This window comes from Pseudomonas sp. LS.1a (genome assembly GCF_022533585.1).
Lineage (GTDB): Bacteria > Pseudomonadota > Gammaproteobacteria > Pseudomonadales > Pseudomonadaceae > Aquipseudomonas.
The window spans coordinates 2,233,452-2,256,357 of record NZ_CP092827.1 but is presented as its reverse complement, the minus strand read 5'-3'; the positions used below and the strand labels follow the sequence as shown (position 1 = coordinate 2,256,357).

The 22,906-nt window shown below is 60.8% G+C and carries 15 protein-coding genes and 1 pseudogene; 11 read left to right on the top strand and 5 right to left on the bottom strand.

All coding sequences use genetic code 11. From position 1 onward, the window contains the following. Positions 1–2 precede the first annotated feature (2 nt). The 10 genes and pseudogenes from MKK04_RS10370 to MKK04_RS10325 all read left to right on the top strand — a co-directional run bounded on the left by MKK04_RS10370 (position 3) and on the right by MKK04_RS10325 (position 13,043). Entirely contained in the window at positions 3–896 is an 894-nt protein-coding gene (locus MKK04_RS10370; RefSeq protein ID WP_241106548.1) for a DUF6708 domain-containing protein, read from the top strand. After that, on the top strand, positions 893–3,883 hold the full coding sequence (locus MKK04_RS10365; protein WP_241106547.1) for a T6SS effector BTH_I2691 family protein: 2,991 nt from the start codon (positions 893–895) through the stop codon (positions 3,881–3,883). Before MKK04_RS10370 ends, MKK04_RS10365 begins: the two co-directional genes overlap by 4 nt. A 2-nt stretch (positions 3,884–3,885) precedes the next feature. Continuing rightward, positions 3,886–4,782, top strand: coding sequence for a DUF6708 domain-containing protein (locus tag MKK04_RS10360; protein WP_241106546.1), 897 nt, complete (start codon positions 3,886–3,888; stop codon positions 4,780–4,782). Further along, a pseudogene (locus tag MKK04_RS26645) lies at positions 4,779–5,303 on the top strand (toxin VasX); the annotation flags it as partial. The gene MKK04_RS10360 and the pseudogene MKK04_RS26645, both read left to right, overlap by 4 nt. Positions 5,304–5,662: 359 nt before the next feature. Further along, positions 5,663–6,556, top strand: a complete 894-nt coding sequence (locus MKK04_RS10350) for a DUF6708 domain-containing protein (protein ID WP_241106544.1) — start codon at positions 5,663–5,665, stop codon at positions 6,554–6,556. Beyond that, a complete protein-coding gene (locus tag MKK04_RS10345; RefSeq protein ID WP_241106543.1) occupies positions 6,553–9,543 on the top strand; it encodes a T6SS effector BTH_I2691 family protein in 2,991 nt (996 codons plus the stop codon). The genes MKK04_RS10350 and MKK04_RS10345 overlap by 4 nt, the downstream gene beginning before the upstream one ends. A 4-nt stretch (positions 9,544–9,547) precedes the next feature. Next, positions 9,548–10,441 (top strand): DUF6708 domain-containing protein, encoded by an 894-nt coding sequence (locus MKK04_RS10340; RefSeq protein WP_241106542.1) that lies wholly within the window; start codon positions 9,548–9,550, stop codon positions 10,439–10,441. Continuing rightward, positions 10,438–10,695 (top strand): PAAR domain-containing protein, encoded by a 258-nt coding sequence (locus tag MKK04_RS10335; protein ID WP_082888413.1) that lies wholly within the window; start codon positions 10,438–10,440, stop codon positions 10,693–10,695. The genes MKK04_RS10340 and MKK04_RS10335 overlap by 4 nt, the downstream gene beginning before the upstream one ends. 341 nt (positions 10,696–11,036) lie before the next feature. Continuing rightward, entirely contained in the window at positions 11,037–11,414 is a 378-nt protein-coding gene (locus MKK04_RS10330; RefSeq protein WP_207830514.1) for a histone-like nucleoid-structuring protein, MvaT/MvaU family, read from the top strand. 303 nt (positions 11,415–11,717) lie between these two features. Beyond that, positions 11,718–13,043, top strand: coding sequence for an MFS transporter (locus tag MKK04_RS10325; RefSeq protein ID WP_207830516.1), 1,326 nt, complete (start codon positions 11,718–11,720; stop codon positions 13,041–13,043). Positions 13,044–13,243: 200 nt separating this feature from the next. Here MKK04_RS10325 and MKK04_RS10320 read toward each other — a convergent pair whose 3' ends face one another. The 3 genes from MKK04_RS10320 to MKK04_RS10310 form a co-directional block, all read right to left on the bottom strand. After that, on the bottom strand, positions 13,244–14,059 hold the full coding sequence (locus tag MKK04_RS10320; RefSeq protein WP_207830518.1) for a sugar phosphate isomerase/epimerase family protein: 816 nt from the start codon (positions 14,057–14,059) through the stop codon (positions 13,244–13,246). A gap of 17 nt (positions 14,060–14,076) precedes the next feature. Continuing rightward, positions 14,077–15,129, bottom strand: coding sequence for a Gfo/Idh/MocA family protein (locus tag MKK04_RS10315; protein ID WP_207830520.1), 1,053 nt, complete (start codon positions 15,127–15,129; stop codon positions 14,077–14,079). 140 nt (positions 15,130–15,269) lie between these two features. After that, positions 15,270–16,046 carry an IclR family transcriptional regulator gene (locus tag MKK04_RS10310; protein WP_063914978.1) on the bottom strand — a complete coding sequence of 259 codons (777 nt, stop codon included), beginning with the start codon at positions 16,044–16,046 and terminating at the stop codon, positions 15,270–15,272. A 196-nt stretch (positions 16,047–16,242) separates the two neighbouring features. Between MKK04_RS10310 and MKK04_RS10305 the strand changes: the two genes are divergently transcribed. Continuing rightward, complete coding sequence (locus tag MKK04_RS10305; RefSeq protein WP_207830523.1) at positions 16,243–17,955, top strand: FAD-dependent oxidoreductase; 1,713 nt, start codon at positions 16,243–16,245, stop codon at positions 17,953–17,955. Between the two features lie 179 nt (positions 17,956–18,134). Here the strand turns inward: MKK04_RS10305 and MKK04_RS10300 are convergent, their stop codons facing one another. Together MKK04_RS10300 and MKK04_RS10295 are read right to left on the bottom strand one after the other, a co-directional pair. Further along, complete coding sequence (locus tag MKK04_RS10300) at positions 18,135–21,020, bottom strand: HD domain-containing phosphohydrolase (RefSeq protein ID WP_207830525.1); 2,886 nt, start codon at positions 21,018–21,020, stop codon at positions 18,135–18,137. A gap of 317 nt (positions 21,021–21,337) precedes the next feature. After that, on the bottom strand, positions 21,338–22,831 hold the full coding sequence (locus tag MKK04_RS10295) for an aldehyde dehydrogenase (RefSeq protein WP_241106541.1): 1,494 nt from the start codon (positions 22,829–22,831) through the stop codon (positions 21,338–21,340). Between the last annotated feature and the right edge of the window lie 75 nt (positions 22,832–22,906).

Here is a 22,906-nt window from a genome sequence, read left to right as displayed (position 1 = left end):
TCATGGCAACCATTTGGCTATTCAACACAACATCCGACTCAGGTCATAAACCTGCTATTAACGGACAGCTATTAAGCTTTTCCGAAAATACTTTATACCTACGAAATCCTTGGATAATAGACTCTGTATTCATGGGAAAGCTGTACTGTGCATTGATCCTCGCATTGATGATCGGATTCTACCCGGTCCTACTATCCGATAAAGCCTGGAAGCCATCTACCTTCAACCCTATCTTGATCACCGGAACAGCGCTTGGGCCGTTCACCTTCCTTCCATTCCTAATTTATCGAATATATTTCATAAAACGATTGTCAAATTTATGCCTTAACCGGAAAACTCAAAAAATCTACTATCAACGCTTGAGCAAAGTAATAATTTTTGATTGGAATAATATCGGCGGAGGTATTTTTAAACGTACTGAATTTGGTGGCTCATCATTCAGCACCAGCTATGCCCTCGCCTTCGCCCCTCGCCGAGAGGACGGCAGCCTTCACCAAAAGGATTGCCTCTGGGTCGACAGCAACGAACCTACCGAACCCGGCGTCAAACACGTCGCCGAAGTCTGGGAATACCTCCGCCACTTCATGGACCACGGCCCGGACAAACTTCCCCCACCTGGCGAACCCAACTGGTGGCACAAGCCACTGCACGCGATCTGCCTGACCCCGGCAGAAGCCTGGCGCCACTACGTCCCTTGGCGAACCGGCGAACCCGGCGAAATGCAAGGCAAGAAGAACTGGCAACTGCCGTTCTGGGCCGTGCTGTTCCCCTACAACATCACGCTTGCCATCTGCTGGTACGGCATCTGCCGGCTGTTCAATGTTCGAGCAGCCCCACCGCCCGCAGAAGCGTTTGAGGAAGCCCCGGCACATTTAGTCAAAAGGAAGCGTACATGAACGACGCCTCCGTCAGCAGCGCCACCTCCGGCCCGGCCTGTAGCGCACGCATCCCCATCCTGCCGGTGCGCTATGCCATCGTGCCACGCACCGGCGATATGCCCGCCTGCCGCTATGCCGATGCAGGCTTCAACCTCGAACAAGGCTTCGGGCCACTACAACACTCTGCCTACACCCTGCGCGCGCTGCGCCCGGGCTATGTCTACGTGTTCATGCAAGGCGCCCTGGGCCAGAAACTGGTCATTCACGAGTACGTCGGCGCGGGCCTTTACAAGGAACTGCGCTACCGCGGGCTGGACGACTACCACCGGCGTGATCGCTACCTGTCCAGCCGCACCCTGGGCTGGGTGTGGGCCGATACCTGCCCCGATACCGCCAGGGAAGTGTGGATCGGCTACAGCCCGCACCTGTGGACCAACGCCATGACCGCCCGCATCACCAGTTCAGCCGCCTTGCGCCAACGGCACATGCGCCAGCTGGACATGGCCGAACTGATAGCCGGCAACCAGGCACCCTCAACCCAACGCCATGTCTTGCCGGTCAGTGCCCTGCAAACCTGGGTCGAAGACTTCAAGCCCACCGAGCGGCGCATGCCCCTGACCTGGAGCAGCGACCCGATCACCGAAACCTTGCCCATCGGCAACCTCGTTGCCATCGGCCGGCACTACCCCTACACCCAGCCGAAAGTACCGGTAGTGGTGGCGCTCACCGATGCCGAAGGCATGGCCCTGGACCTGAGCCTGACGGTGTCGGCCTACCAGCATCAACTGCGCGACCTGATGCCCGCCGAACAGCTGGAGCACATGAAGCCGGCACAAGGGCCCGAGCAGGAACGCGTACCGGCGTGCTACAAACTGGATGCCGAACAGCTGAGCGTGCAAAGCCACGATTTCCACCACCGCAACCTGGTGGCCATGCTGCTGAACAAGACGCTGGAAAGCCTGTACCCGGCGGATGCCCCTTCACCGGAACTGGCCGAGTTCCGGCTTGGCACCGAGCGCCGCGGCCCCGCCCTGTCGCCGTCCGAGTCACGTTTTCAGGCCCTCACCCACGAAGACTACTCACCCAACGGCGCCCGCCTGGCACAGCGCCTCGACCTCGCCAAGTACCGGCACTTCCTCACCGAGCGCGATGAACTGGAACGCCGGATCATCGCGTTGCGCAACCAGGCCTTGCAGGCCAGCCACGACCATGACGCCTGGCTCGGGACCGCCGAACCCGAGCATGTCGATAACCCCTACAGCCTGGCTGCGGCCCTGGCCTGCTACGACCGCGACGAAATCACTTCCGCCCGCGGCCTGGAAATATCCTTGGCGCTGCTGATTCAGTCGATGGGCCAGCCAGCGCCCGGCACTGAAGAACTGGACCCGCGACTCAAACGTCTCGAACAGTGGCTGGACCAGCACGACAGCCCGCTGTACACCGCCCTGGCGCCATTCAACCCGTTCAAGGACAAGGCGGATTCGATCGGCAGCCTGTTCGGCGCCAGCGACAACGTGATCGAAGGGTTGGCCGGTCGCTTTCCGGCCATGGCCGACATCACCGACCTTACCGCCCAGTCGGTCACCACCGTGGTGCTCAAGCGCCTGCGTGGGCAGACCCGCTGGGATGCCAGTCATGGCCTGCGTCGGCAAGTGTTGTTGGCGGCGAGCGAGGCCAATGCCGAGAAAGCGCTGGGGCTGCTGGCAGCGCGCTACCAGCTCACCGGGCAAGCCATTCGGGACAATCCGTTCAGCCAGGAGGTGGAGAAGTACCTGAAGAACGGCATGGCGCAAGTTGAAGAGATGAAGGAGCTACGCATCTCGGGAAGCCGGACTGTGTCAATCGAACTGACCACCACCGCGCGAGTAAAACCTAACTTTCTCGGGTTACTCACATCGGGCGGCGGCGGTGGATTGAATGCGGGAATGCTGTGGTTCAACGTGATTTCGCTCAAGACCGCCTACCACAGCCTGCAGCAGAGCGATGCACCGGAATACACCATGGGGTTCGCTTCATCGATTTTAGGGGTGATCGGTGCGGCGGCGGCGACATTGGTCAGCGTACGCGCAACGCAAAAGGCCGTCATGCTGAGGTTGAGCTCAACGGCGCCTGGCATGGCCTTTGGCAATGGGATTATAAAATTCTTGAGCAGTAATCTGTTTGCGCGTTTAGCGGGATACCCGGCAATAATAACAGGACTAATTTCTGATGTACTTAAGGCACAGCGTCAGCGCAACAATGGTAACCAAATGGCAGCCAGGTATACAGCGGTTGGCGGGGCAACCATGGCTGCTGGCTCCATTGTCATACTTGAAGCAGGACTTGCAGTTGCTGGCGCTACGTCGTTGGTGCCCTTTGCTGGATGGGCTGCAGCTGCGCTTGTCCTTGTAGGTGCAGCAATCCTCGCAGGAGGCTTCTATCTTCACGCCAAAGCACATGAGCAACTTCACAGCCCAATTGAGCTTTGGGCAGCACGCAGCATCTTCGGCAATCGTACTAACGATGGAGAGGTCCATCCTGAAATCACCTTGGACTATGAAAAAAAACTGCCTGCATTCCCATCGCTGCACGCGGAAATCGAAGCTTGGCACAATGAGCATTTTGGGCCAAAACTACTTTCAGCTGAGCAGGCAATATCACTCGGTGTAGCTAAAGTCGACACCCGATGGCATCAGAACGATCACTGGACGCCGCCAAACTGGACAGCCATAACACATAACGAAGTAGCCACTGCTCAGCCAACCGCTGAGTTCACAGTGCTTCTGCCAAGCTTCGTGTTAGGGGTAAGCGAATGGTCAGGAAGCCTAAGTAGCTTTCGTGACAATGGGGGGCTGGATGTTTTCCCAATCGCGCCCTCTGCCCACCTTGTAGCTGCGGGTTTGGTTCTGCATTTCGAGAACACGCTATCCAACCAACACCATGTCTCACTACATTTAGCCTACAGTGCCAATCAAGGGTTGGAAAAAGGCAATTGCATCCATTCAATTTTCCGTCTTGGGCGCTGATCATGGCTACCATCTGGCTATTCAACACGACATCCGACTCAGGCCATAAACCGGCTATTGGCGGACAGATATTGACCTTATCCAAAAATACTTTATGCCTTCGAAACCCCTGGATTACAGACTCAGTTTTCATGGGAAAACTTTACTGCGCATCAATAATGATAACAATGATCAGCATCTACCCTTCCTCTTTTTTCTCAAGCGATGCCTGGAACCCCTATACATTTGACCTAGCGCTGATGATCGGATTTTCACTTACCCCCTTCATATTCCTCCCCTTCCTCGCCTATCGAATCTACCTTATAAAAAGTTTATCTAGTCTCTGCCTCAACCGGTCAACTCGAAAGATTTACTATCAACGCTTGAGCAAGGTATTAGTTTTTGATTGGAATAATACCGGAGGGGGGATTTTCAAACGCACCGAATACGGCGGCTCATCCTTCAGCACCAGCTATGCCCTCGCTTTCGCCCCTCGTCGAGAGGACGGCAGCCTCCACCAAAAGGATTGCCTCTGGGTCGACAGCAACGAACCCACCGAACCCGGCGTCAAGCACGTCGCCGAAGTCTGGGAATACCTCCGCCACTTCATGGACCACGGCCCGGACAAACTCCCCCCACCCGGCGAACCCAACTGGTGGCACAAGCCACTGCACGCGATCTGCCTGACCCCGGCAGAAGCCTGGCGCCACTACGCCCCCTGGCGAACCGGCGAACCCGGCGAGATGCAAGGCAAGAAGAACTGGCAACTGCCGTTCTGGGCCGTGCTCTTCCCCTACAACATCACGCTTGCCATCTGCTGGTACGGCATCTGCCGCCTGTTCAATGTCCGAGCAGCCCCACCGCCCCCAGAAGCTTTTGAGGAAGCCCCGGTATATTCAGTCAAAAGGAAGCGGCCATGACCGAGGCCTCCGTCAGCAGCGCCACCTCCGGCCCTGCCTGTAGCGCACGCATCCCCATCCTGCCGGTGCGCTATGCCATCGTGCCACGCACCGGCGATATGCCCGCCTGCCGCTATGCCGATGCAGGCTTCAACCTCGAACAAGGCTTCGGGCCACTACAACACTCTGCCTACACCCTGCGCGCGCTGCGCCCGGGCTATGTCTACGTGTTCATGCAAGGCGCCCTGGGCCAGAAACTGGTCATTCACGAGTACGTCGGCGCGGGCCTTTACAAGGAACTGCGCTACCGCGGGCTGGACGACTACCACCGGCGTGATCGCTACCTGTCCAGCCGCACCCTGGGCTGGGTATGGGCCGATACCTGCCCCGATACCGCCAGGGAAGTATGGATCGGCTACAGCCCGCACCTGTGGACCAACGCCATGACCGCCCGCATCACCAGTTCAGCCGTCTTGCGCCAACGGCAAATGCGCCAGCTGGACATGGCCGAACTGATAGTCGGCAACCAGGCACCCTCAACCACTAAAGTCGACACCAGATGGCATCATAACAATCACTGGTCTCCGCCAAGCTGGACAGCAATCACTCGCAACGAAGTAGCCACACCTCAACCAAACGTTGAGTTCACAGTGCTGCTGCCTGGCTTCGTGCTTGGAGTAAGTGAATGGTCAGGAAGCTTGAGCGCACTCCGTAACGACCAAGGAATTGACGTTTTTCCAATCGCCCCGACCGGCCACATTGCAGGTGCTGGCTTAGTTCTTCATTTCGAGAACACGTTAGGCACCCAAAATCATGTCTCACTGCATCTAGCCTACAACGTCAATCAACGGTTGGATGAGGACAATGAGATCCTGTCAACTTTCCGTCTTGAGCGCTGATCATGGCAACCATCTGGCTATTTAACACAACATCACACTCAGGACATAAACCTGCTATTGGCGGACAGCTACTCAGTTTATCCAAAAACATTTTATACCTGCGAAACCCCTGGGTTACAGATTCAGTTTTCATGGGAAAATTGTACTGCGCAATGATTATCGTATTAATGATTGGCCTATACCCCGACCTACTATCCTACGAAGCCTGGAGCCCATATACCTTTAGCCCTATCCTGATCATTGGAACAGTGATTGGACCATTTATTTTTCTTCCGTTTCTTGCTTATCGAATATATTTCATAAAACGTCTATCAAGCATCTGTCTCAACCGAACCTCCAAAAAAATCTACTATCAACGATTAAGCAAGACATTAGTCTTTGATTGGAGTAATACCGGAGGGGGGATTTTCAAGCGCACTGAGTTTGGCGGTTCATCGTTCAGCACCAGCTATGCCCTCGCTTTCGCCCCTCGCCGAGAGGACGGCAGCCTTCACCAAAAGGATTGCCTCTGGGTCGACAGCAACGAACCTACCGAACCCGGTGTCAAACACGTCGCCGAAGTCTGGGAATACCTCCGCCACTTCATGGACCACGGCCCGGACAAACTCCCCCCACCCGGCGAACCCAACTGGTGGCACAAGCCACTGCACGCGATCTGCCTGACCCCGGCAGAAGCCTGGCGCCACTACGTCCCTTGGCGAACCGGCGAACCCGGCGAAATGCAAGGCAAGAAGAACTGGCAACTGCCGTTCTGGGCCGTGCTGTTCCCCTACAACATCACGCTTGCCATCTGCTGGTACGGCATCTGCCGGCTGTTCAATGTTCGAGCAGCCCCACCGCCCGCAGAAGCGTTTGAGGAAGCCCCGGCACATTCAGTCAAAAGGAAGCGTACATGAACGACGCCTCCGTCAGCAGCGCCACCTCCGGCCCTGCCTGTAGCGCACGCATCCCCATCCTGCCGGTGCGCTATGCCATCGTGCCACGCACCGGCGATATGCCCGCCTGCCGCTATGCCGATGCAGGCTTCAACCTCGAACAAGGCTTCGGGCCACTACAACACTCTGCCTACACCCTGCGCGCGCTGCGCCCGGGCTATGTCTACGTGTTCATGCAAGGCGCCCTGGGCCAGAAACTGGTCATTCACGAGTACGTCGGCGCGGGCCTTTACAAGGAACTGCGCTACCGCGGGCTGGACGACTACCACCGGCGTGATCGCTACCTGTCCAGCCGCACCCTGGGCTGGGTGTGGGCCGATACCTGCCCCGATACCGCCAGGGAAGTGTGGATCGGCTACAGCCCGCACCTGTGGACCAACGCCATGACCGCCCGCATCACCAGTTCAGCCGCCTTGCGCCAACGGCACATGCGCCAGCTGGACATGGCCGAACTGATAGCCGGCAACCAGGTACCCTCAACCCAACGCCATGTCTTGCCGGTCAGTGCCCTGCAAACCTGGGTCGAAGACTTCAAGCCCACCGAGCGGCGCATGCCCCTGACCTGGAGCAGCGACCCGATCACCGAAACCTTGCCCATCGGCAACCTCGTTGCCATCGGCCGGCACTACCCCTACACCCAGCCGAAAGTACCGGTAGTGGTGGCGCTCACCGATGCCGAAGGCATGGCCCTGGACCTGAGCCTGACGGTGTCGGCCTACCAGCATCAACTGCGCGACCTGATGCCCGCCGAACAGCTGGAGCACATGAAGCCGGCACAAGGGCCCGAGCAGGAACGCGTACCGGCGTGCTACAAACTGGATGCCGAACAGCTGAGCGTGCAAAGCCACGATTTCCACCACCGCAACCTGGTGGCCATGCTGCTGAACAAGACGCTGGAAAGCCTGTACCCGGCGGATGCCCCTTCACCGGAACTGGCCGAGTTCCGGCTTGGCACCGAGCGCCGCGGCCCCGCCCTGTCGCCGTCCGAGTCACGTTTTCAGGCCCTCACCCACGAAGACTACTCACCCAACGGCGCCCGCCTGGCACAGCGCCTCGACCTCGCCAAGTACCGGCACTTCCTCACCGAGCGCGATGAACTGGAACGCCGGATCATCGCGTTGCGCAACCAGGCCTTGCAGGCCAGCCACGACCATGACGCCTGGCTCGGGACCGCCGAACCCGAGCATGTCGATAACCCCTACAGCCTGGCTGCGGCCCTGGCCTGCTACGACCGCGACGAAATCACTTCCGCCCGCGGCCTGGAAATATCCTTGGCGTTGCTGATTCAGTCGATGGGCCAGCCGGCGCCCGGCACTGAAGAACTGGACCCGCGGCTCAAACGTCTCGAACAGTGGCTGGACCAGCACGACAGCCCGCTGTACACCGCCCTGGCGCCATTCAACCCGTTCAAGGACAAGGCGGATTCGATCGGCAGCCTGTTCGGCGCCAGCGACAACGTGATCGAAGGGTTGGCGGGTCGCTTTCCGGCCATGGCCGACATCACCGACCTTACCGCCCAGTCGGTCACCACCGTGGTGCTCAAGCGCCTGCGTGGGCAGACCCGCTGGGATGCCAGTCATGGCCTGCGTCAGCAAGTGTTGTTGGCGGCGCGCGAGGCCAATGCCGAGAAAGCGCTGGGACTGCTGGCAGCGCGTTACCAGATCACCGAGCAGGCCATTCGGGACAATCCTTTCAGTCAGGAGGTGGAGAAGTACCTGAAGAACGGCATGGCGCAAGTTGAAGAGATGAAAGAGCTACGCATCTCGGGAAGCCGGACGGTATCAATCGAACTGACCACCACCGCGCGAGCTAAACCCAACTTTCTCGGGTTACTCACATCGGGCGGCGGCGGTGGATTGAATGCGGGAATGCTGTGGTTCAACGTGATCTCGCTCAAGACCGCCTACCACAGCCTGCAGCAGAGCGGTGCACCGGAATACACCATGGGGTTCGCTTCATCGATTTTCGGGGTGATCGGTGCGGCGGCGGCGACATTGGTCAGCGTGCGGGCAACGCAAAAAGCCGCAACAATGAAGTTAAGTTTTACGGCTCCTGGCTTCGCGTTTGGCAATGGAATTATAAAGCACTTAGGAGGCAATATATTCGCACGCACTTCTGGCTACCCCGCAATTATACTGGGATTAACTTCAGACATATTAAAAGGATATCGACAGTCACAAAACGGCAGCGCCATATCAGGTGCTTATACTGCTGCTGGTGGATTCACATCTGCCGCAGGGGCCGCTCTTATGTTAGAAGCTAGCCTCGCCATCGCTGGCCCAACGTTTTTAATTCCCTTTGCGGGTTGGGCTGCAGCAAGCCTGGTGCTTGTCGGTGCCACCGTGCTTGCCGGGGGGGGTTACCTACACTCCAAAGCGCATGAGCGCCTCCATAGTCCGATAGAACTATGGGCCAGCAGAAGTATTTTTGGCACAAAAGAAAACGATGGAGAGGTCCGCTCCGATATGAAGTTAGACTACCAAGGTTTTCTCCCAGGCTTCGCCACTATCAATGAAGAGCTTGAATCCTGGCATGCTCAAGTCTACACCCCCATTGCACTGACGGCTGAACAAACAGCACTCCTGAATCTTGAAGGGCTTACCACAGAATTGAGTTCAGACAATCACTGGCCAACACCTGATTGGGCAACAATCATCCATAGTCATGTAAACGAAGGCATGACCACTATAGAGTTCACCGTACTTCTGAAAGACTTCCTTATAGGGCAAAGCCAATGGCGCGGCACCTTGAAAGCCTTTGACTTCGGACACACTTCAATCCCATTACAAGCGGAGCCGACCTGCCACTTAACTACCGCAGGACTTATTTTACATTACAAGATCGATAGAACCAAAACAAAAAGCGCCACACTATCAATAAAGTACCACCCAAATCAAGGCTTATCCCCCAACGCTAATTCAACCTCAAGCCTATATATCGAGATATAACACCATGGCAACAACATGGCTATTTAGCCCACGCAAAAAAACTGATATAAGTCCAAAAATCCACGGACAGATTTCTAATTTAACCGACACACTAGCACAATTGAGAAACCCATGGATTTCCGATTCAGTTTTTATGGCCAAGATGTATACCGCTACAATTTTAACCATAGCGCTTGTATCCTACGTAGGATTCATGAAGTACCCGATCAATTACGAACTGGAAGGTGCACCTGCACTTATTGCAATACAACTACTTGGGCCATTTATTTTTACACCATTCTTAGCCTACCGAATCTTTTTCATAAAAAATCTTTCTGACATATGCTTCAATAGATCCACCAAGAAAATCTATTACAAACGAATAAATAAACTCATAGTCTTTGATTGGAATAACACTGGAGGTGGTGTATTCAAACGCACCGAATTCGGTGGCTCTTCTTTCAGCACTAGCTATGCCCTCGCTTTCGCCCCTCGCCGAGAGGACGGCAGCCTCCACCAGAAAGACTGCCTGTGGGTCGACAGCAACGAACCCACCGAACCCGGCGTCAAGCACGTCGCTGAAGTCTGGGAATACCTCCGCCACTTCATGGACCACGGCCCGGACAAACTCCCCCCACCCGGCGAACCCAACTGGTGGCACAAGCCACTGCACGCGATCTGCCTGACCCCGGCAGAAGCCTGGCGCCACTACGCCCCCTGGCGAACCGGCGAACCCGGCGAAATGCAAGGCAAGAAGAACTGGCAACTGCCGTTCTGGGCCGTGCTGTTCCCCTACAACATCACGCTTGCCATCTGCTGGTACGGCGTCTGTCGGCTGTTCAACGTCCGAGCAGCCCCACCGCCCCCAGAAGCCTTCGAAGAGGCCCTTGTCCGACCAAGCAAAAGGAAGCGCAAATGAAACCCATCGTACTCGTAGGTCATCGTCATAGCTGCCCAATCCATGGTGTAGGTACCGTGAAAACCGGTGCTAGCGCAACATTCGTCGATGGCAGGGCCGTCGCACGTGTGGGTGATCGCATCAGTTGCGGTGCCGTCATCGAAACTGGCGCTGCCTGCACGATCATCGAGGGACAACCAGCGGCCAGGGAAGGAGACACAACCAGCCACGGAGGGACTCTGATTGAGGGAGATCCAGGCTGGCTCATTGATTGAAAGCATAAGCCAGCCACTTCGACGATAGCGGTTGAACAGCCGCAATCAATTCCCGGATAGAAACAGGCCCATAGGCTGAAGCCTGACAGTCGAGCTTTCTGGGCCGCCCTGCGGCCCATCACCGGCGAGCCAACTCCCACCAGCATGCCCATACCAACTTGCTCTATTTCAAAAAATATCGCCGGGTAGGAATATACTTACACTGGCATCTAAAAACCAAACAGACCCAACAACGGCAGCACCACCATAGGCACCTAAAAACATTTCACAAATTATTTCATTGCTTGCATTCCCACTTAATACCCACTAACACTACATCCATCAACCGATGGAGAAACGACATGTCCAGACTTGCTGAATTTCGTGCGCTCGAGCGCCTTCTTGCTGCCAAAAAGTCCGAGCTCTCCTTCATAAAAATCAACCCCCACCTAAAACGCGAGTTCGAATTCGAAAGCAAACTCCACGCGCTGCTTGATGAATACCAATTCGACTTATCTCATGTCCTGGCCATTAGTGAATGTGAAAGCTACAAGACTCAACACCCGTGGTTACCACTTCCACCACTCCCACACTTCAGGTCGCGGCAAAGCAAGTACTACGTAAACCCGTACACCGGCGAGAAGGTAGAAGCGAAAAGCACCTTGCACAAAACCCTTCAAATGTGGATTCAGCAGTATGGCCGCGCGGAGGTCGAACGCTGGGCAACGGTATGGTTCTGATTGCTCCAGAAACAGTTCATGCCCAGCCTGGAACACGACCGCCCTTCCCTCCCACCAGCACCTCACCAGCCTGCGGTATTGAGCAACGAGTGGCCACGCCGTCTACCCTCAATATACGTTGACCCGTTGCCTCACCCGCAGGCCAACGCAACCGTTCGATAACCGAACACTAGCCCCTCCCTTGAATTGACGCTGCCGCCTTCACTGCTCACCATGCACCGGCCTTGCGTGTCCCCCTGCCTGGGAACCGGTCACGCACCCGTAGCACCGCAGCTGAATACAATTTCAAGAAACGAGCAGTTTATGAACCACTCCAGGATCACCCCCGCCGCCCCCCGGATGCCCCAGGGCTCGATCGGCGACAAGCTTCGCGGCGCCTTCGGCGTCGGCAAGACCCGTTGGGGCATGCTTGCCCTGGTGTTCTTCGCCACCACCCTGAACTACATCGACCGTGCCGCGCTCGGCATCATGCAGCCCGTCCTGGCCAAGGAAATGAGCTGGACGGCGATGGACTACGCCAACATCAACTTCTGGTTCCAGGTCGGCTATGCGGTCGGCTTCCTGCTGCAGGGCCGGCTGATCGACAAGGTCGGGGTAAAACGCGCGTTCTTCTTCGCCGTGCTGCTGTGGAGCCTGGCCACCGGCGCCCATGGCCTGGCCACTTCGGCCGCCGGCTTCATGGTCTGCCGCTTCATCCTCGGCCTGACCGAGGCCGCCAACTACCCGGCCTGCGTGAAGACCGTGCGCCTGTGGTTCCCGGCTGGCGAGCGGGCCATCGCCACCGGCCTGTTCAATGCCGGCACCAACGTCGGCGCCATGGTCACGCCGGCCCTGCTGCCGCTGATTCTGGCCGTATGGGGCTGGCAGGCCGCGTTCATCGCCATGGGCAGCCTTGGCCTGGTGTGGGTGGTGCTGTGGCTGCTGAAGTACTACAACCCTGAAGATCACCCACGCGTACGCCAGAGCGAGGTGGCATACATCCAGCAGGACGACGAGCCCGAGCCGACCCGCGTACCGTTCAGCCGCATCCTGCGCCTGCGTGGCACCTGGGCGTTCGCGGTGGCTTACGCGATAACCGCGCCGGTGTTCTGGTTCTACCTGTACTGGCTGCCACCGTTCCTCAACCAGCAGTACAGCCTGGGCATCAACGTGACCCAGATGGGCATCCCGCTGATCATCATCTGGCTGACAGCGGACTTCGGTAGCATCGGCGGCGGCATCCTGTCTTCCTGGCTGATCGGCCGCGGCGTGCGCGCCACCACGGCGCGGCTGGTGTCGATGTTGATCTTCGCCTGCACCATGGTCAGCGTCACGCTTGCCGCCAACGCCAGTGGCCTGTGGGTCGCGGTGGCGGCCATCTCGCTGGCAGTGGGTGCACATCAGGCGTGGACGGCGAATATCTGGAGCCTGGTGATGGACTACACGCCCAAGCACCTGGTGAGTACCGTGTTCGGTTTCGGCAGCATGTGCGCGGCGATTGGCGGGATGTTCATGACGCAGATCGTCGGTAGCGTACTGACCGCTACCAATAACAACTATGCCGTGTTGTTCACCATGATACCGGCGATGTACTTCCTGGCGCTGGTATGGATGTACTTCATGGCGCCGCGCAAGGTCGAGCGCGCCTGAGCGCGCTAGCCACTTTCCTCTACGGGGCCCTTGCGGGCCCTTTTTTTGGCCAGTCGGCAAACAGCAATTCTTGCCTGCCTCGGCCACATCGCCGGCAAGCCAGCTCCCACAGGGGCAGCGGCTTGCGCAGTCCACCCTGTGGGAGCGGGCGCGCCCGCAAACACGGGCGATAGCCCGTGCCATGCGCCGCGTTCTATCAATCAGACTCTGGCCAGCACTGCCATGGCCTTCTCCAACGCCATGCGCGCACGCTGTTCGCCACTTATGCCCTGCTCCAGCAACTGCCGCGTGGGGATCTCCAGGCTCAACGGCACACTTGGCGGCAAGCCGCGCAGCAAGCCGACCAGGTCGGCATCGCCCTCGCCCGGGAAGCGCCGTTCATTGCGCGCCTGGCGCAGGATCTCGTCCATGTCGGCCGGTACCGGGCCAGCAACGTCGCACAACTGGGCATAGCGCATGCGCTGCGGCGCCAGTTGCGCCAGGTCGTCCAGTGAGGCGCCGGAGCGGTTGAAGTGGAAGGCATCCACCAGCACACAGCCATTGGCGCGGTCGGCGTTGGCCACCACCCGCATGGCCTGGCGCAGGTCACGCACCTCGGTCCAGGGCATGAACTCCAGATGCGGATAAATGCCAAACCCTATCGCCAGGTCACACAACGCGGCAAAGCGCTCGGTCAGCCGCGCTTCATCCGGGTCGTTGCCAGCCACCAGCAGCTCCGTGCCGCCCAACTCGGCACCCACCGCCAGAATCGGCTCGAAATCGGCCACGCAGGTTTCCGGCTTCAGCCGCAGGATTTCCAGGTCGAGCACCTTGATACCGGTGTCGCGCAGGCGCGCCTGGGTTTGTCGGCGCAGGCCGGCATCGGCCACCAGCGGGAAATGCTGTTCCTGCTCGGTGGCGGGCACCAGGCGCAGGCCTACATGGCTGTAACCGGCGCGGGCTGCTGCCTCGACCATGTCCGGCGGGGACAGCTCGAGCACCGTCAGGGCTGCCAGGGAGAAAATTCGATCAGTCATTATCGTCACCAAACACGTTAAGCAATGTGCTCGGGCGCACAGGCCCGGCCAGTTTCCGCTGCCTTGCGGATCGCCTCGATCAGCGCCAGGGTACGACCACCGTCGGCGGCATCGATCAGCGGCGCCTGCTCACCCCGGGCAACCCGCACGAAGTGTTGCAGCTGCAAGGTCAATGCTTCGCCGACAGGGATGCTTTCCTCGCTCTGCAACAACGGCGTGTGCCAGCCCGATCCGGCCTCGGCATAGTGCCAGCGCTTGAGTTGCGGAATGCTCAGCGCCCCTTGGGTGCCGGCCAGCAGGTAGCACGGCTGGCCATCCTGGCGTGGGTACACCGGGCTTTCGCCGGAATCCAGCTCCCAGCTCCACGGTGCGGCCACCGCGTCGGAGCCAGTCAGGCTGCCCAATGCACCATTGGCGAATTGCAGTAGCACCGCTGCGCTGTCTTCGTTGGCAAAACCGCGCACATCGTTGCGGGTGAACGCCTGCACCTGCACCACTTCGCCGCACAGGTGGCGCAGCAGGTCGAGGTCATGGATCAGGTTGGTCAGCAAGAAGCCAGCGCCCGGCTCGCGGCGCCAGGGGGTTTCGAAATAGCTGTCGGGCTTTTGCAACTGCCAGAGCGCGGTGACGTTGATCAGCCGGCCCAGCTTGCCGTCGGCAATCACCTGGTGGGCCTTGGCGATAAGCGGGTTGTGCCGACGGTGGTGGCCAACCAGCACAGGTACCCCCCGGCGTCGCGAGGCCTCCACCAGCGCGCGGACTTCATCCAGATGCACGCCCACCGGTTTTTCGACCAGCACCGGTACGCCAGCCTCGACGCAATCCAGGGCGGTGGCGACATGCAGGTTGTTCGGGTTGGCGACGATCACTGCCTCGGGGCGCACGTGCTCCAGCATCTGGCGGTGGTCGGCAAAACAGGGCACGCCGCATTCGGCCGCGAAGGCCTCGGCCTGCGGGCCCGGGTCGGCCACGGCGCACAACTGGGCCTGCGGCACATTGAGCAGATGCTGGTAATGCTGGCGGCCCATGTTGCCGGCGCCGATCAAGGCAATACGAAGGGGTGCGTTCAACAGCCTGTCCTCTTGTCATTGTTGTCATATGAATTCTGAAACGAGGTTCCACAATCCACACTCGACAATTTAGAACCATGTTCAGCTTTTCAGAAGAACCGGCAGAACAGACTGTGCGGTAATCGACCGGAAATGCACCGTCAGGCGAACAGCTCGCTGGCCCGACTGGCCGCCGACAGCTCTTCTGCCGCCGCCAGCAACAGCGGCGCCAGCTCTGCCAGACGGGTTTGCGCCAGGCGGGCACTGGGCCCGGCGATGCTCAGTACACCGATCACCTCGTCACTTTGCGGGCGGCGCACCACCGCAGCCAAGGCCGAGGTGCCAATGGCCGAGGTTTCCTCGACCCAGGCATAGCCGCGCTCGCGGGCGCGGTGCAGGTAAGTGAGCAGCTCGTCGGTGGAGCGTGGCGCATTCGGGCCGAACTGCGCCGGGTCGGCAATGCCCTGGCGCAACACCATCTGCAGCGCCTGCTCATCGTCCAGGCTGGCCAGCCAGGCATGCCCGGACGCGGTATAGAACAGCGGTGCGTCGCGGCCCATGTCCGGGTCGTAGCGCAAACCGGAGCGAGCGCCCTGGGACTTGGCGATCCAGGTCTGGCGGGTACCGTCGATTACGCCAAGGCGCACCAGTTCGCCGCTGTCCTGGGCCAGGCGGTCGAGTATCGGCTGGATGATGTCGGCACCGCTGCTGGCCAGGTAACGAAAGCCCAGCGCCACCAGCTTGGCCGACAGCTGGTAGCGGTTGTTGTCACGGTTCTGCCGCACATAGCCCAGCCGCACCAGCTCGGTGAGCATGCGATGGGCGGCGCTTTTGGGGATGTCCAGGCGCTCGGCCAGGGTTTGCAACGGCAGCCCCTGTGGCTCGCCGGTAAGGCTTTCTACAAGACTGAAGGCGCGTTCGATCTGACTACCAGCCATGACACAGGTCCCTGAAAATTTTTTGCGAATTCTAGAAGATGATTCCACATCGCCGATAGACGCCGCAGCCTCAGCTTCGCGAACTGTCCGGTTATCGCCCATTACTTGCCCGGCGTGGTCGCCACACCCTTGCGGGACGATTCGCTGCCAATAAGAATATGGAACCTTGTTCCAATAACAATACAGGAATCCCGCAATGCCTTCCGCTCCCTTCGAAACCGAATGCGATGTACTGGTCATAGGCTCTGGTGCCGCCGGGCTGGCTGCTGCGGTGACGGCTGCCTGGCATGGGCAGAAGGTGATCGTGGTGGAGAAGGAGCCAGTGTTCGGCGGTGCCACCGCCTGGTCCGGCGGTTGGGCCTGGGTGCCGCGCAATCCGCTGGCACGCCGGGCCGGCATCGAGGAAGACATCGACCAGCCGCGCAGCTACCTGCGCAATGAACTGGGGGCCTATTACAACGCCGAACGCGTCGACGCCTTTCTCGAAGCGTGCCCGCACATGGTGGCGTTTTTCGAAAAGCACACGGCGCTGCAGTTTGCCGACGGCAACGGCATTCCCGACATGCATGGCGACACACCGGGCGCTGCCGAGGGCGGGCATCAGGTGATCGCCGCCCCCTATGATGCCCGTGAGGTCGGCGCACTGTTGCCACGCCTGCGCAAGACCCTGCGCGAAACTTCGTTCATGGGTATGCCGATCATGGCCGGTGCCGACCTTGCCGCCTTCCTCAACATGACCCGTTCGCCCGCGGCCCTGCTGCATGTGTGCAAACGCTTTGGCCGCCACTTGTACCACCTGGCCCGGTATGGCCGGGCGATGCACCTGGTCAACGGTGTGGCGCTGGTGGCCCGCCTGGCCAAATCGGCCCAGGACCTGGGCGTGCGCCTGCAGGAATCGGCGCCGGCCAAACGCCTGCTGCTCGACAATGGCCAGGTACGTGGGGCACTGGTAGCAACGCCGCAGGGCGAGCAACTGATCCGTGCCAAGGCCGTGGTGCTCGCGGCGGGTGGCTTCCCCAACGACAACGCCCGGCGCCGGCAACTGTTCCCGCGTGATGCCAGCGGCCATGACAACCTGGCCCTGCCCCCCAAGGGCTGTTCGGGCGACGGCCTGCGCCTGGGCGAATCGGCCGGCGGCGTGGTCGCCACCGACCTGAAGTCACCGGTGGCCTGGGCGCCGGTTTCGCAAGTGCCGCACCGCGACGGCAGTGTTGGCCACTTTCCGCACATCATCGAACGCGGCAAACCGGGCATCATCGGTGTATTGGCCAACGGCAAGCGTTTCGTCAACGAAGCACACGGCTACTACGACTATGTGTCAGCCATGATCGCAGCGGTGCCACAGAATGAAGAGGTGTGCTCGTGGCTGATCTGCGACCATCGTTTCCTGCGTCGCTATGGCCTGGGCCATGCCCGCCCGGCGCCGCTGCCGGTGTGGCCGCACGTGCGCAGCGGCTATCTCAAGCAAGGCGCCACCCTGGAACAGCTGGCCTTGGCCTGCGGCATCGACCCAGTAGGGTTGCGCGCCACGATCAGCGACTTCAACAGCCATGCCCGCAACGGCCAGGACCCGGCGTTTGGCCGTGGCTCCACACCGTTCAACCGCAAGCAGGGCGACCCGCAGCACAAAGGGCCCAACCCTTGTGTGGCGCCCATCGAGCATGGGCCGTTCTATGCGGTGAAGGTACAGCCCGGTTGCTTTGGCACCTTTGCCGGGTTGCGCACCGACGGCAGTGCCCGGGTGCTGGATGAGGCCGGGCAGCCGATTGCTGGCCTGTATGCGGCGGGTACCGACATGGCCAGCGTGTTTGGCGGCTGGTACCCGTCGGGTGGCATCAACCTGGGCCCGGCGCTGACCTTTGGCTATGTGGCCGGGCGGCATATTGCCGGGGTGCGGGAGTATGAGTGATTGGTCCTGTATGCCGAAAGGAATGCAGCGCCTGTAGGACCGCGCGCCGCCCGCGCGGCAAGCCCGCTCCCACAGGTACTGTGCAAGTCTTGAAGCTTGTGATGAACCTGTAGGAGCGGGTTCACCCGCGAAGAGGCCGGAAACGGCCTACAAGGAAGGGGCTAAATCTGATTTTTCGTTCAGGCCGGGCAACGCATCTGTTCCAACCAGTAGGCCACATCCACCTCGTCGATCTGCTCGGCACGCAGGAACCGCTCGGCATACTGGCGATACACCCCGCTGCTGAGAAACAGCTGCAGCAGCTGCCCGTCGATGTGCCCGTCGCGGGCCATGCCCACCAGGATCTTCACCGACTCGGACAAAGTCTTCGGCGCCTTGTAAGGCCGGTCGGCCGCGGTCAGCGCCTCGAAGATGTCGGCAATCGCCATCACCCGTTCGGCAATGCCCAGGTCCTGCTCGCCCAGCCGGCGCGGGTAGCCGCTGCCGTCCATTTTCTCGTGGTGGTTGCCGGCGATGTCCGGAACCCGCTTGAGCTGGCGCGGGAACGGCAAGGAACTGAGCATGATGATGGTCTGCACGATGTGTTCGTTGATCTTGAAGCGCTCCTCATCATTCAGCGTGCCGCGACGGATCGCCAGGTTGTACAGCTCGCCGTAATTGCTGGCGTAGGCCGGCAGGCGCATGTCGAAGCCCCAGCGGTTGCGTGGGTCGTCCTTGGCCACCGGTGGCTTGCGGGGGCCCCAGGGCACGCAATGCTCAGGCCGGTCCGCCAGCAGTGGTTCGTCAACCGGCAGCGCAGGCGCTGGCAGGTCGGCAAAACGCTCCGCCTCGTTGCGGGAAATGCCCAGGCGGTTGTCGAAGTGGCGCTGCCAGCGTTGCTGGCCAATCTGCCGCAGGCGCTCGATGTCGGCGTCCTGCATGAACTCGCCGCCGATGTTGGCCTGGGCCACGAAGGCAAAGTCGTCCTGCAACCGAGCCTGGCTGCGCGCCAGGGTGGCTTGCAGCGCCTGCGGGTCGGCACCGCTGGCCAGGCCTTGCCAATAGGCCAGCTCGGCATCGCGCCACAGCACTTCGAAGCGCATGCGTACCTCGTGGATACGGTTGTACAAGGTTTCCAGCTTGGTCGCCTTGTCCACCACATACTCGGGGCTGGTGACCTTGCCACAATCGTGTAGCCAGGCCGCCACGCGGAACTCGTAGCGTTCAGCCGCACTCATGCTGAAGCTGGCGTACGGGCCGGTTTCGGCCGCCACCGCCTGGTCCAGCAGCATCTGCGCCAGTTGTGGCACCCGCTCGCAGTGGCCGCCGGTATAGGGGCTCTTGGCATCGATGGCGTCGGCCAGCAGCTTGATCATGGCATCCAGCAGGTGTTGCTGGGCTTCGGCCAGCTGACGCGTCTCGATAGCCACCGCCGCCGCCCCGGACAGTTCCTCGACAAAGCGCCGGAACGGTTGGCCCACCTGCTCGTTTGCATATTCATCGTCCAGTTGCAGAACCAGGATGCCCAACAGCGCCTGGCTACGGTCATTCAACACCACGGCCAGGCTGCGCTCGTCCAGGCCAAGGGTCTGAATCACCGCCGCAGCCAACTGCTGCCGGGCCGTCTCATCCACGGCTAGCTCGCCCGGGTACTGCTCGCCGCGGCAGGCAGCGGCCAGGCGCAGCAAGGCGTGCTCGGCATCGAACAGGTACACCACGCCGGCATTGACCCCGGCAGCCTCCACCAGATGGGTCAGCACACTGTCGAGCATGCGCTCCAGGTTGCGCTCGCGGCTGAGTGTGAGGGTAATCGCCTGGAAGCTGTGGATGGTGCCGGACATTCGGCGCAATACGCGGCTCAATTCACGCACCTCGGACACCCGCGAGCGCACCCCGACGTCTCGGCTGAAATCAAAGCCGGCCAGACCTTGCACCTGTTCGGCCAGCAGCCGCAGCGGGCGGCCGATACGCCGCCCGAGCACACCACCGAGCACCAGCAGCACGGCCATCAGCGCTGCGGTCCAGAGCAGCTGCTCGAACAGTACATTGCGCGCGCCGCTCAGCAATTCGTGGCCTGGCACGGCAATCAGCACCTGCAGGTCCTGCCCGGCCAGGTTGGTCAGTTGCACACGCATGCCATACCAGGTCTGGCCGTCCACCTGATAAGGCTGCGGCCGGGTGCCTTGCGGCAAGTCAGCGTAAAGGTGCTCCAGGCTGGGAATGCCCAGTTCGTCGATGCGCGACAGGCGCACGGCCTGCCCTTCGTGCACGATCATCCGCTGCGGGTCCGGGTAGCCCACCACATTGCCCTGGTCGTCGACCACGACGATCTCGGTGCCGGGGGTCATGCGCAGGTCCTGGGTCTCGCTGGCCAGGTCGTCGACCGAAACGTCCATGCCGATCACCGCCCCACCGTCAACGCTGCGCTGGGCCATGGTCAGGCCGATCTCACGGGTAGTGAAGAACACATAGGGGTGGGTCAGCACGGTGGTGGGCTGGGCGCTGGCCTCGATAAACCACGGGCGTGTGCGCGGATCGTAGCGGTACTTGGGTCTGGCCTGGACCTGCAGCAGGTTCAGCGCGCGGTCATAGAAGCGCCACTCACCCTGCACCGCACCGCCCTCACGGCTGACGCTCTGCACCAGGAACGCCGTGCCCGGCGGCGCGGCGAAGCGTTGCAGCAACTGCGGCTCGCGCAAGCGGCGCACCAGCAGGAACTCACCGTTGGGGTAACCCATGTAGGCAGCGCTGAGCATGCGGTTGGCATCTAGCGTCTCGACCAGTTGCGGCAGCCGCTCCAGGCGCTGCGCGGGGGTTTGCGCGGCCGGGTTGTGGGCGAGCAGGCGGATGCTGCTGTGCACCGGATCGATCAGGCGCCGGGCGCGCTCGTCGATGGTCTTGCCAATTTGCTGGGCAGAATCACCCGCCGCAGCCACCAGGGTCTGGCGAATGCCGCGATAGCCCTGCCAGGCCAAGGCGGCACCGAGCAGCAGCATGCCCAGCACGATGGCCAGCGCCACCAGCCACTGCAGCGAAATGCCACGTCCGGCGTTGCCAGCAGCACGACCATTCGACACGCAGCCCATTCCAGGTACTCCATGCATGGCGGTTTGACGGGGCAGCCAGGACGATCATGCAGGCCGAAGCCATTCGCAGGCAGCAAGATGGGACGCCGGGTAGCGCATAGCCCTGCCCCATCTTGGCAGCAGTGTAGAGCGGGCCCGAGCGTTCTGCCGGGTTGGCGAAGAAAATTAACGGAACGCCATGAATGATCCGGCTACCGCGTCGCCTGTTTCGCGGGCTTGCCCGCTCCCACAGGTACCGCGCAGCACCTGAGGCAGTGCAGTACCTGTGGGAGCGGGCAAGCCCGCGAAACAGGCGACGCGGTACAAGATCGGATGTATCAGGCGCGCAACTGGTACCAGGTGGTCTTGAGCTGCGAATACTTGTCGAACGAATGCAGCGACAGGTCACGGCCAAACCCCGACTGCCTGCCACCGCCGAACGGCACCGTGACGTCCAGCGCATCGACCGTGTTCACCGACACGGTACCGGCCTTCAACGCCCGCGCCACGCGGTGCACCTGGTTGAAGTCATCGCTCCACACCGATGCCGCCAGCCCATAGATACTGTCGTTGGCCAGGCGCACGGCCTGCTCTTCACTATCGAAGGCGCTGACCGCCAGCACCGGCCCGAACACCTCCTCCTGCGCCAGGCTCATTCGGCCATCGACACCGGCGAAAATGGTCGGCTCGATGTAATTGTCCGAACCGTCGATAGTCAGGCGCCGACCACCACACACCAACCGCGCCCCGTCCTGCCCGGCACGGGCGATGGCGGCTTCGATCCGGCCAGTCTGCCCGGCATCGACAATCGCACCGGCTCGGCTCGCCGGGTCCAGCGGGTTGCCTGGCAGCCACTGGCGGGCCTTGGCCTGCAGGCGCTCGATGAACTCGTCATGGATGGAGCGTTGCACGTACAGCCGTGAGTTGGCCGAGCACACCTCGCCCTGGTTGAAGAAGATGCCGAATGCCGCCTTTTCCGCAGCCAGGTCCAGGTCCTGGCAGTTTTCGAACACCAGGTTGGGGCTCTTGCCACCACACTCCAGCCATACCTGCTTGAGGTTCGACTGTGCCGAGTACTGCATGAAGTACTTGCCCACCTGGGTGGAGCCGGTGAACACCAGGCAATCCACGTCCGGGTGCAGGCCCAACGCCTGCCCGGCCTGCTCGCCCAGGCCCGGCACCACGTTCAGCACACCTTCCGGCACACCGGCCTGCAGCGCCAGCTGGGCCAGGCGCAGGGCCGAGAACGGTGATTGCTCGGCGGGCTTGAGCACCACGCTGTTGCCGGCAGCCAGCGCCGGGGCGAGCTTCCAGGCAGCCATGTCGAGCGGGAAGTTCCACGGCACTACGGCGGCGACCACGCCCAGGGCTTCGCGGGTGATGGTGGCCAGTGCGTTGGGCGCGGTGGGCGCCACCTGGTCGTACAACTTGTCCAGTGCCTCGCCATACCAGGCGAACACCTGCGCCGAGCCTGGCACGTCGATGTTGTAGGCATCCATGACCGGCTTGCCCATGTTCAGCGAGTCCAGCAGGGCCAGTTCTTCGCGATGGGCCATGATCAGCTCGGCCAGGCGCAGCAGCACTTTCTTGCGCTCGCCCGGGGTCATGCGCGGCCACGGGCCATGCTCGAAGGCCTTGCGGGCGCTGGCGACGGCCAGGTCGACCTCGGCCTGGCCGCAGGCGGTGACCTGGGCCAATACGCCGTTGGTGGCGGGGTTGATGGCGGCGAAGGTGGCGCCGTCCTGGGCGTTGACGGGTTTGCCGTCGATCAGTGCATTGGCCGGGAGGTAGAGGTCCGAGGTACGTTGTTGCCAGAATTCGAGGGTGTACATTTGTACTCCTGGTGGCTGTTGGAGCAATTTTCATAGGGGCTATGCGGTTCCTGTGGGAGCGCGTGCCCGCGAATC

What these genes read in the sequence shown, in the direction of transcription:
- MKK04_RS10360 (WP_241106546.1), top strand. Translation starts at nt 3,886, where the DNA reads ATGGCTACCATCTGGCTATTCAACACGACATCCGACTCAGGCCATAAA.
- MKK04_RS10345 (WP_241106543.1), top strand. Translation starts at nt 6,553, where the DNA reads ATGAACGACGCCTCCGTCAGCAGCGCCACCTCCGGCCCTGCCTGTAGC.
- MKK04_RS10305 (WP_207830523.1), top strand. Translation starts at nt 16,243, where the DNA reads ATGCCTTCCGCTCCCTTCGAAACCGAATGCGATGTACTGGTCATAGGC.
- MKK04_RS10310 (WP_063914978.1), bottom strand. Translation starts at nt 16,046, where the DNA reads ATGGCTGGTAGTCAGATCGAACGCGCCTTCAGTCTTGTAGAAAGCCTT.
- MKK04_RS10370 (WP_241106548.1), top strand. Translation starts at nt 3, where the DNA reads ATGGCAACCATTTGGCTATTCAACACAACATCCGACTCAGGTCATAAA.
- MKK04_RS10340 (WP_241106542.1), top strand. Translation starts at nt 9,548, where the DNA reads ATGGCAACAACATGGCTATTTAGCCCACGCAAAAAAACTGATATAAGT.
- MKK04_RS10330 (WP_207830514.1), top strand. Translation starts at nt 11,037, where the DNA reads ATGTCCAGACTTGCTGAATTTCGTGCGCTCGAGCGCCTTCTTGCTGCC.
- MKK04_RS10335 (WP_082888413.1), top strand. Translation starts at nt 10,438, where the DNA reads ATGAAACCCATCGTACTCGTAGGTCATCGTCATAGCTGCCCAATCCAT.
- MKK04_RS10295 (WP_241106541.1), bottom strand. Translation starts at nt 22,831, where the DNA reads ATGTACACCCTCGAATTCTGGCAACAACGTACCTCGGACCTCTACCTC.
- MKK04_RS10350 (WP_241106544.1), top strand. Translation starts at nt 5,663, where the DNA reads ATGGCAACCATCTGGCTATTTAACACAACATCACACTCAGGACATAAA.
- MKK04_RS10325 (WP_207830516.1), top strand. Translation starts at nt 11,718, where the DNA reads ATGAACCACTCCAGGATCACCCCCGCCGCCCCCCGGATGCCCCAGGGC.
- MKK04_RS10320 (WP_207830518.1), bottom strand. Translation starts at nt 14,059, where the DNA reads ATGACTGATCGAATTTTCTCCCTGGCAGCCCTGACGGTGCTCGAGCTG.
- MKK04_RS10300 (WP_207830525.1), bottom strand. Translation starts at nt 21,020, where the DNA reads ATGGGCTGCGTGTCGAATGGTCGTGCTGCTGGCAACGCCGGACGTGGC.
- MKK04_RS10365 (WP_241106547.1), top strand. Translation starts at nt 893, where the DNA reads ATGAACGACGCCTCCGTCAGCAGCGCCACCTCCGGCCCGGCCTGTAGC.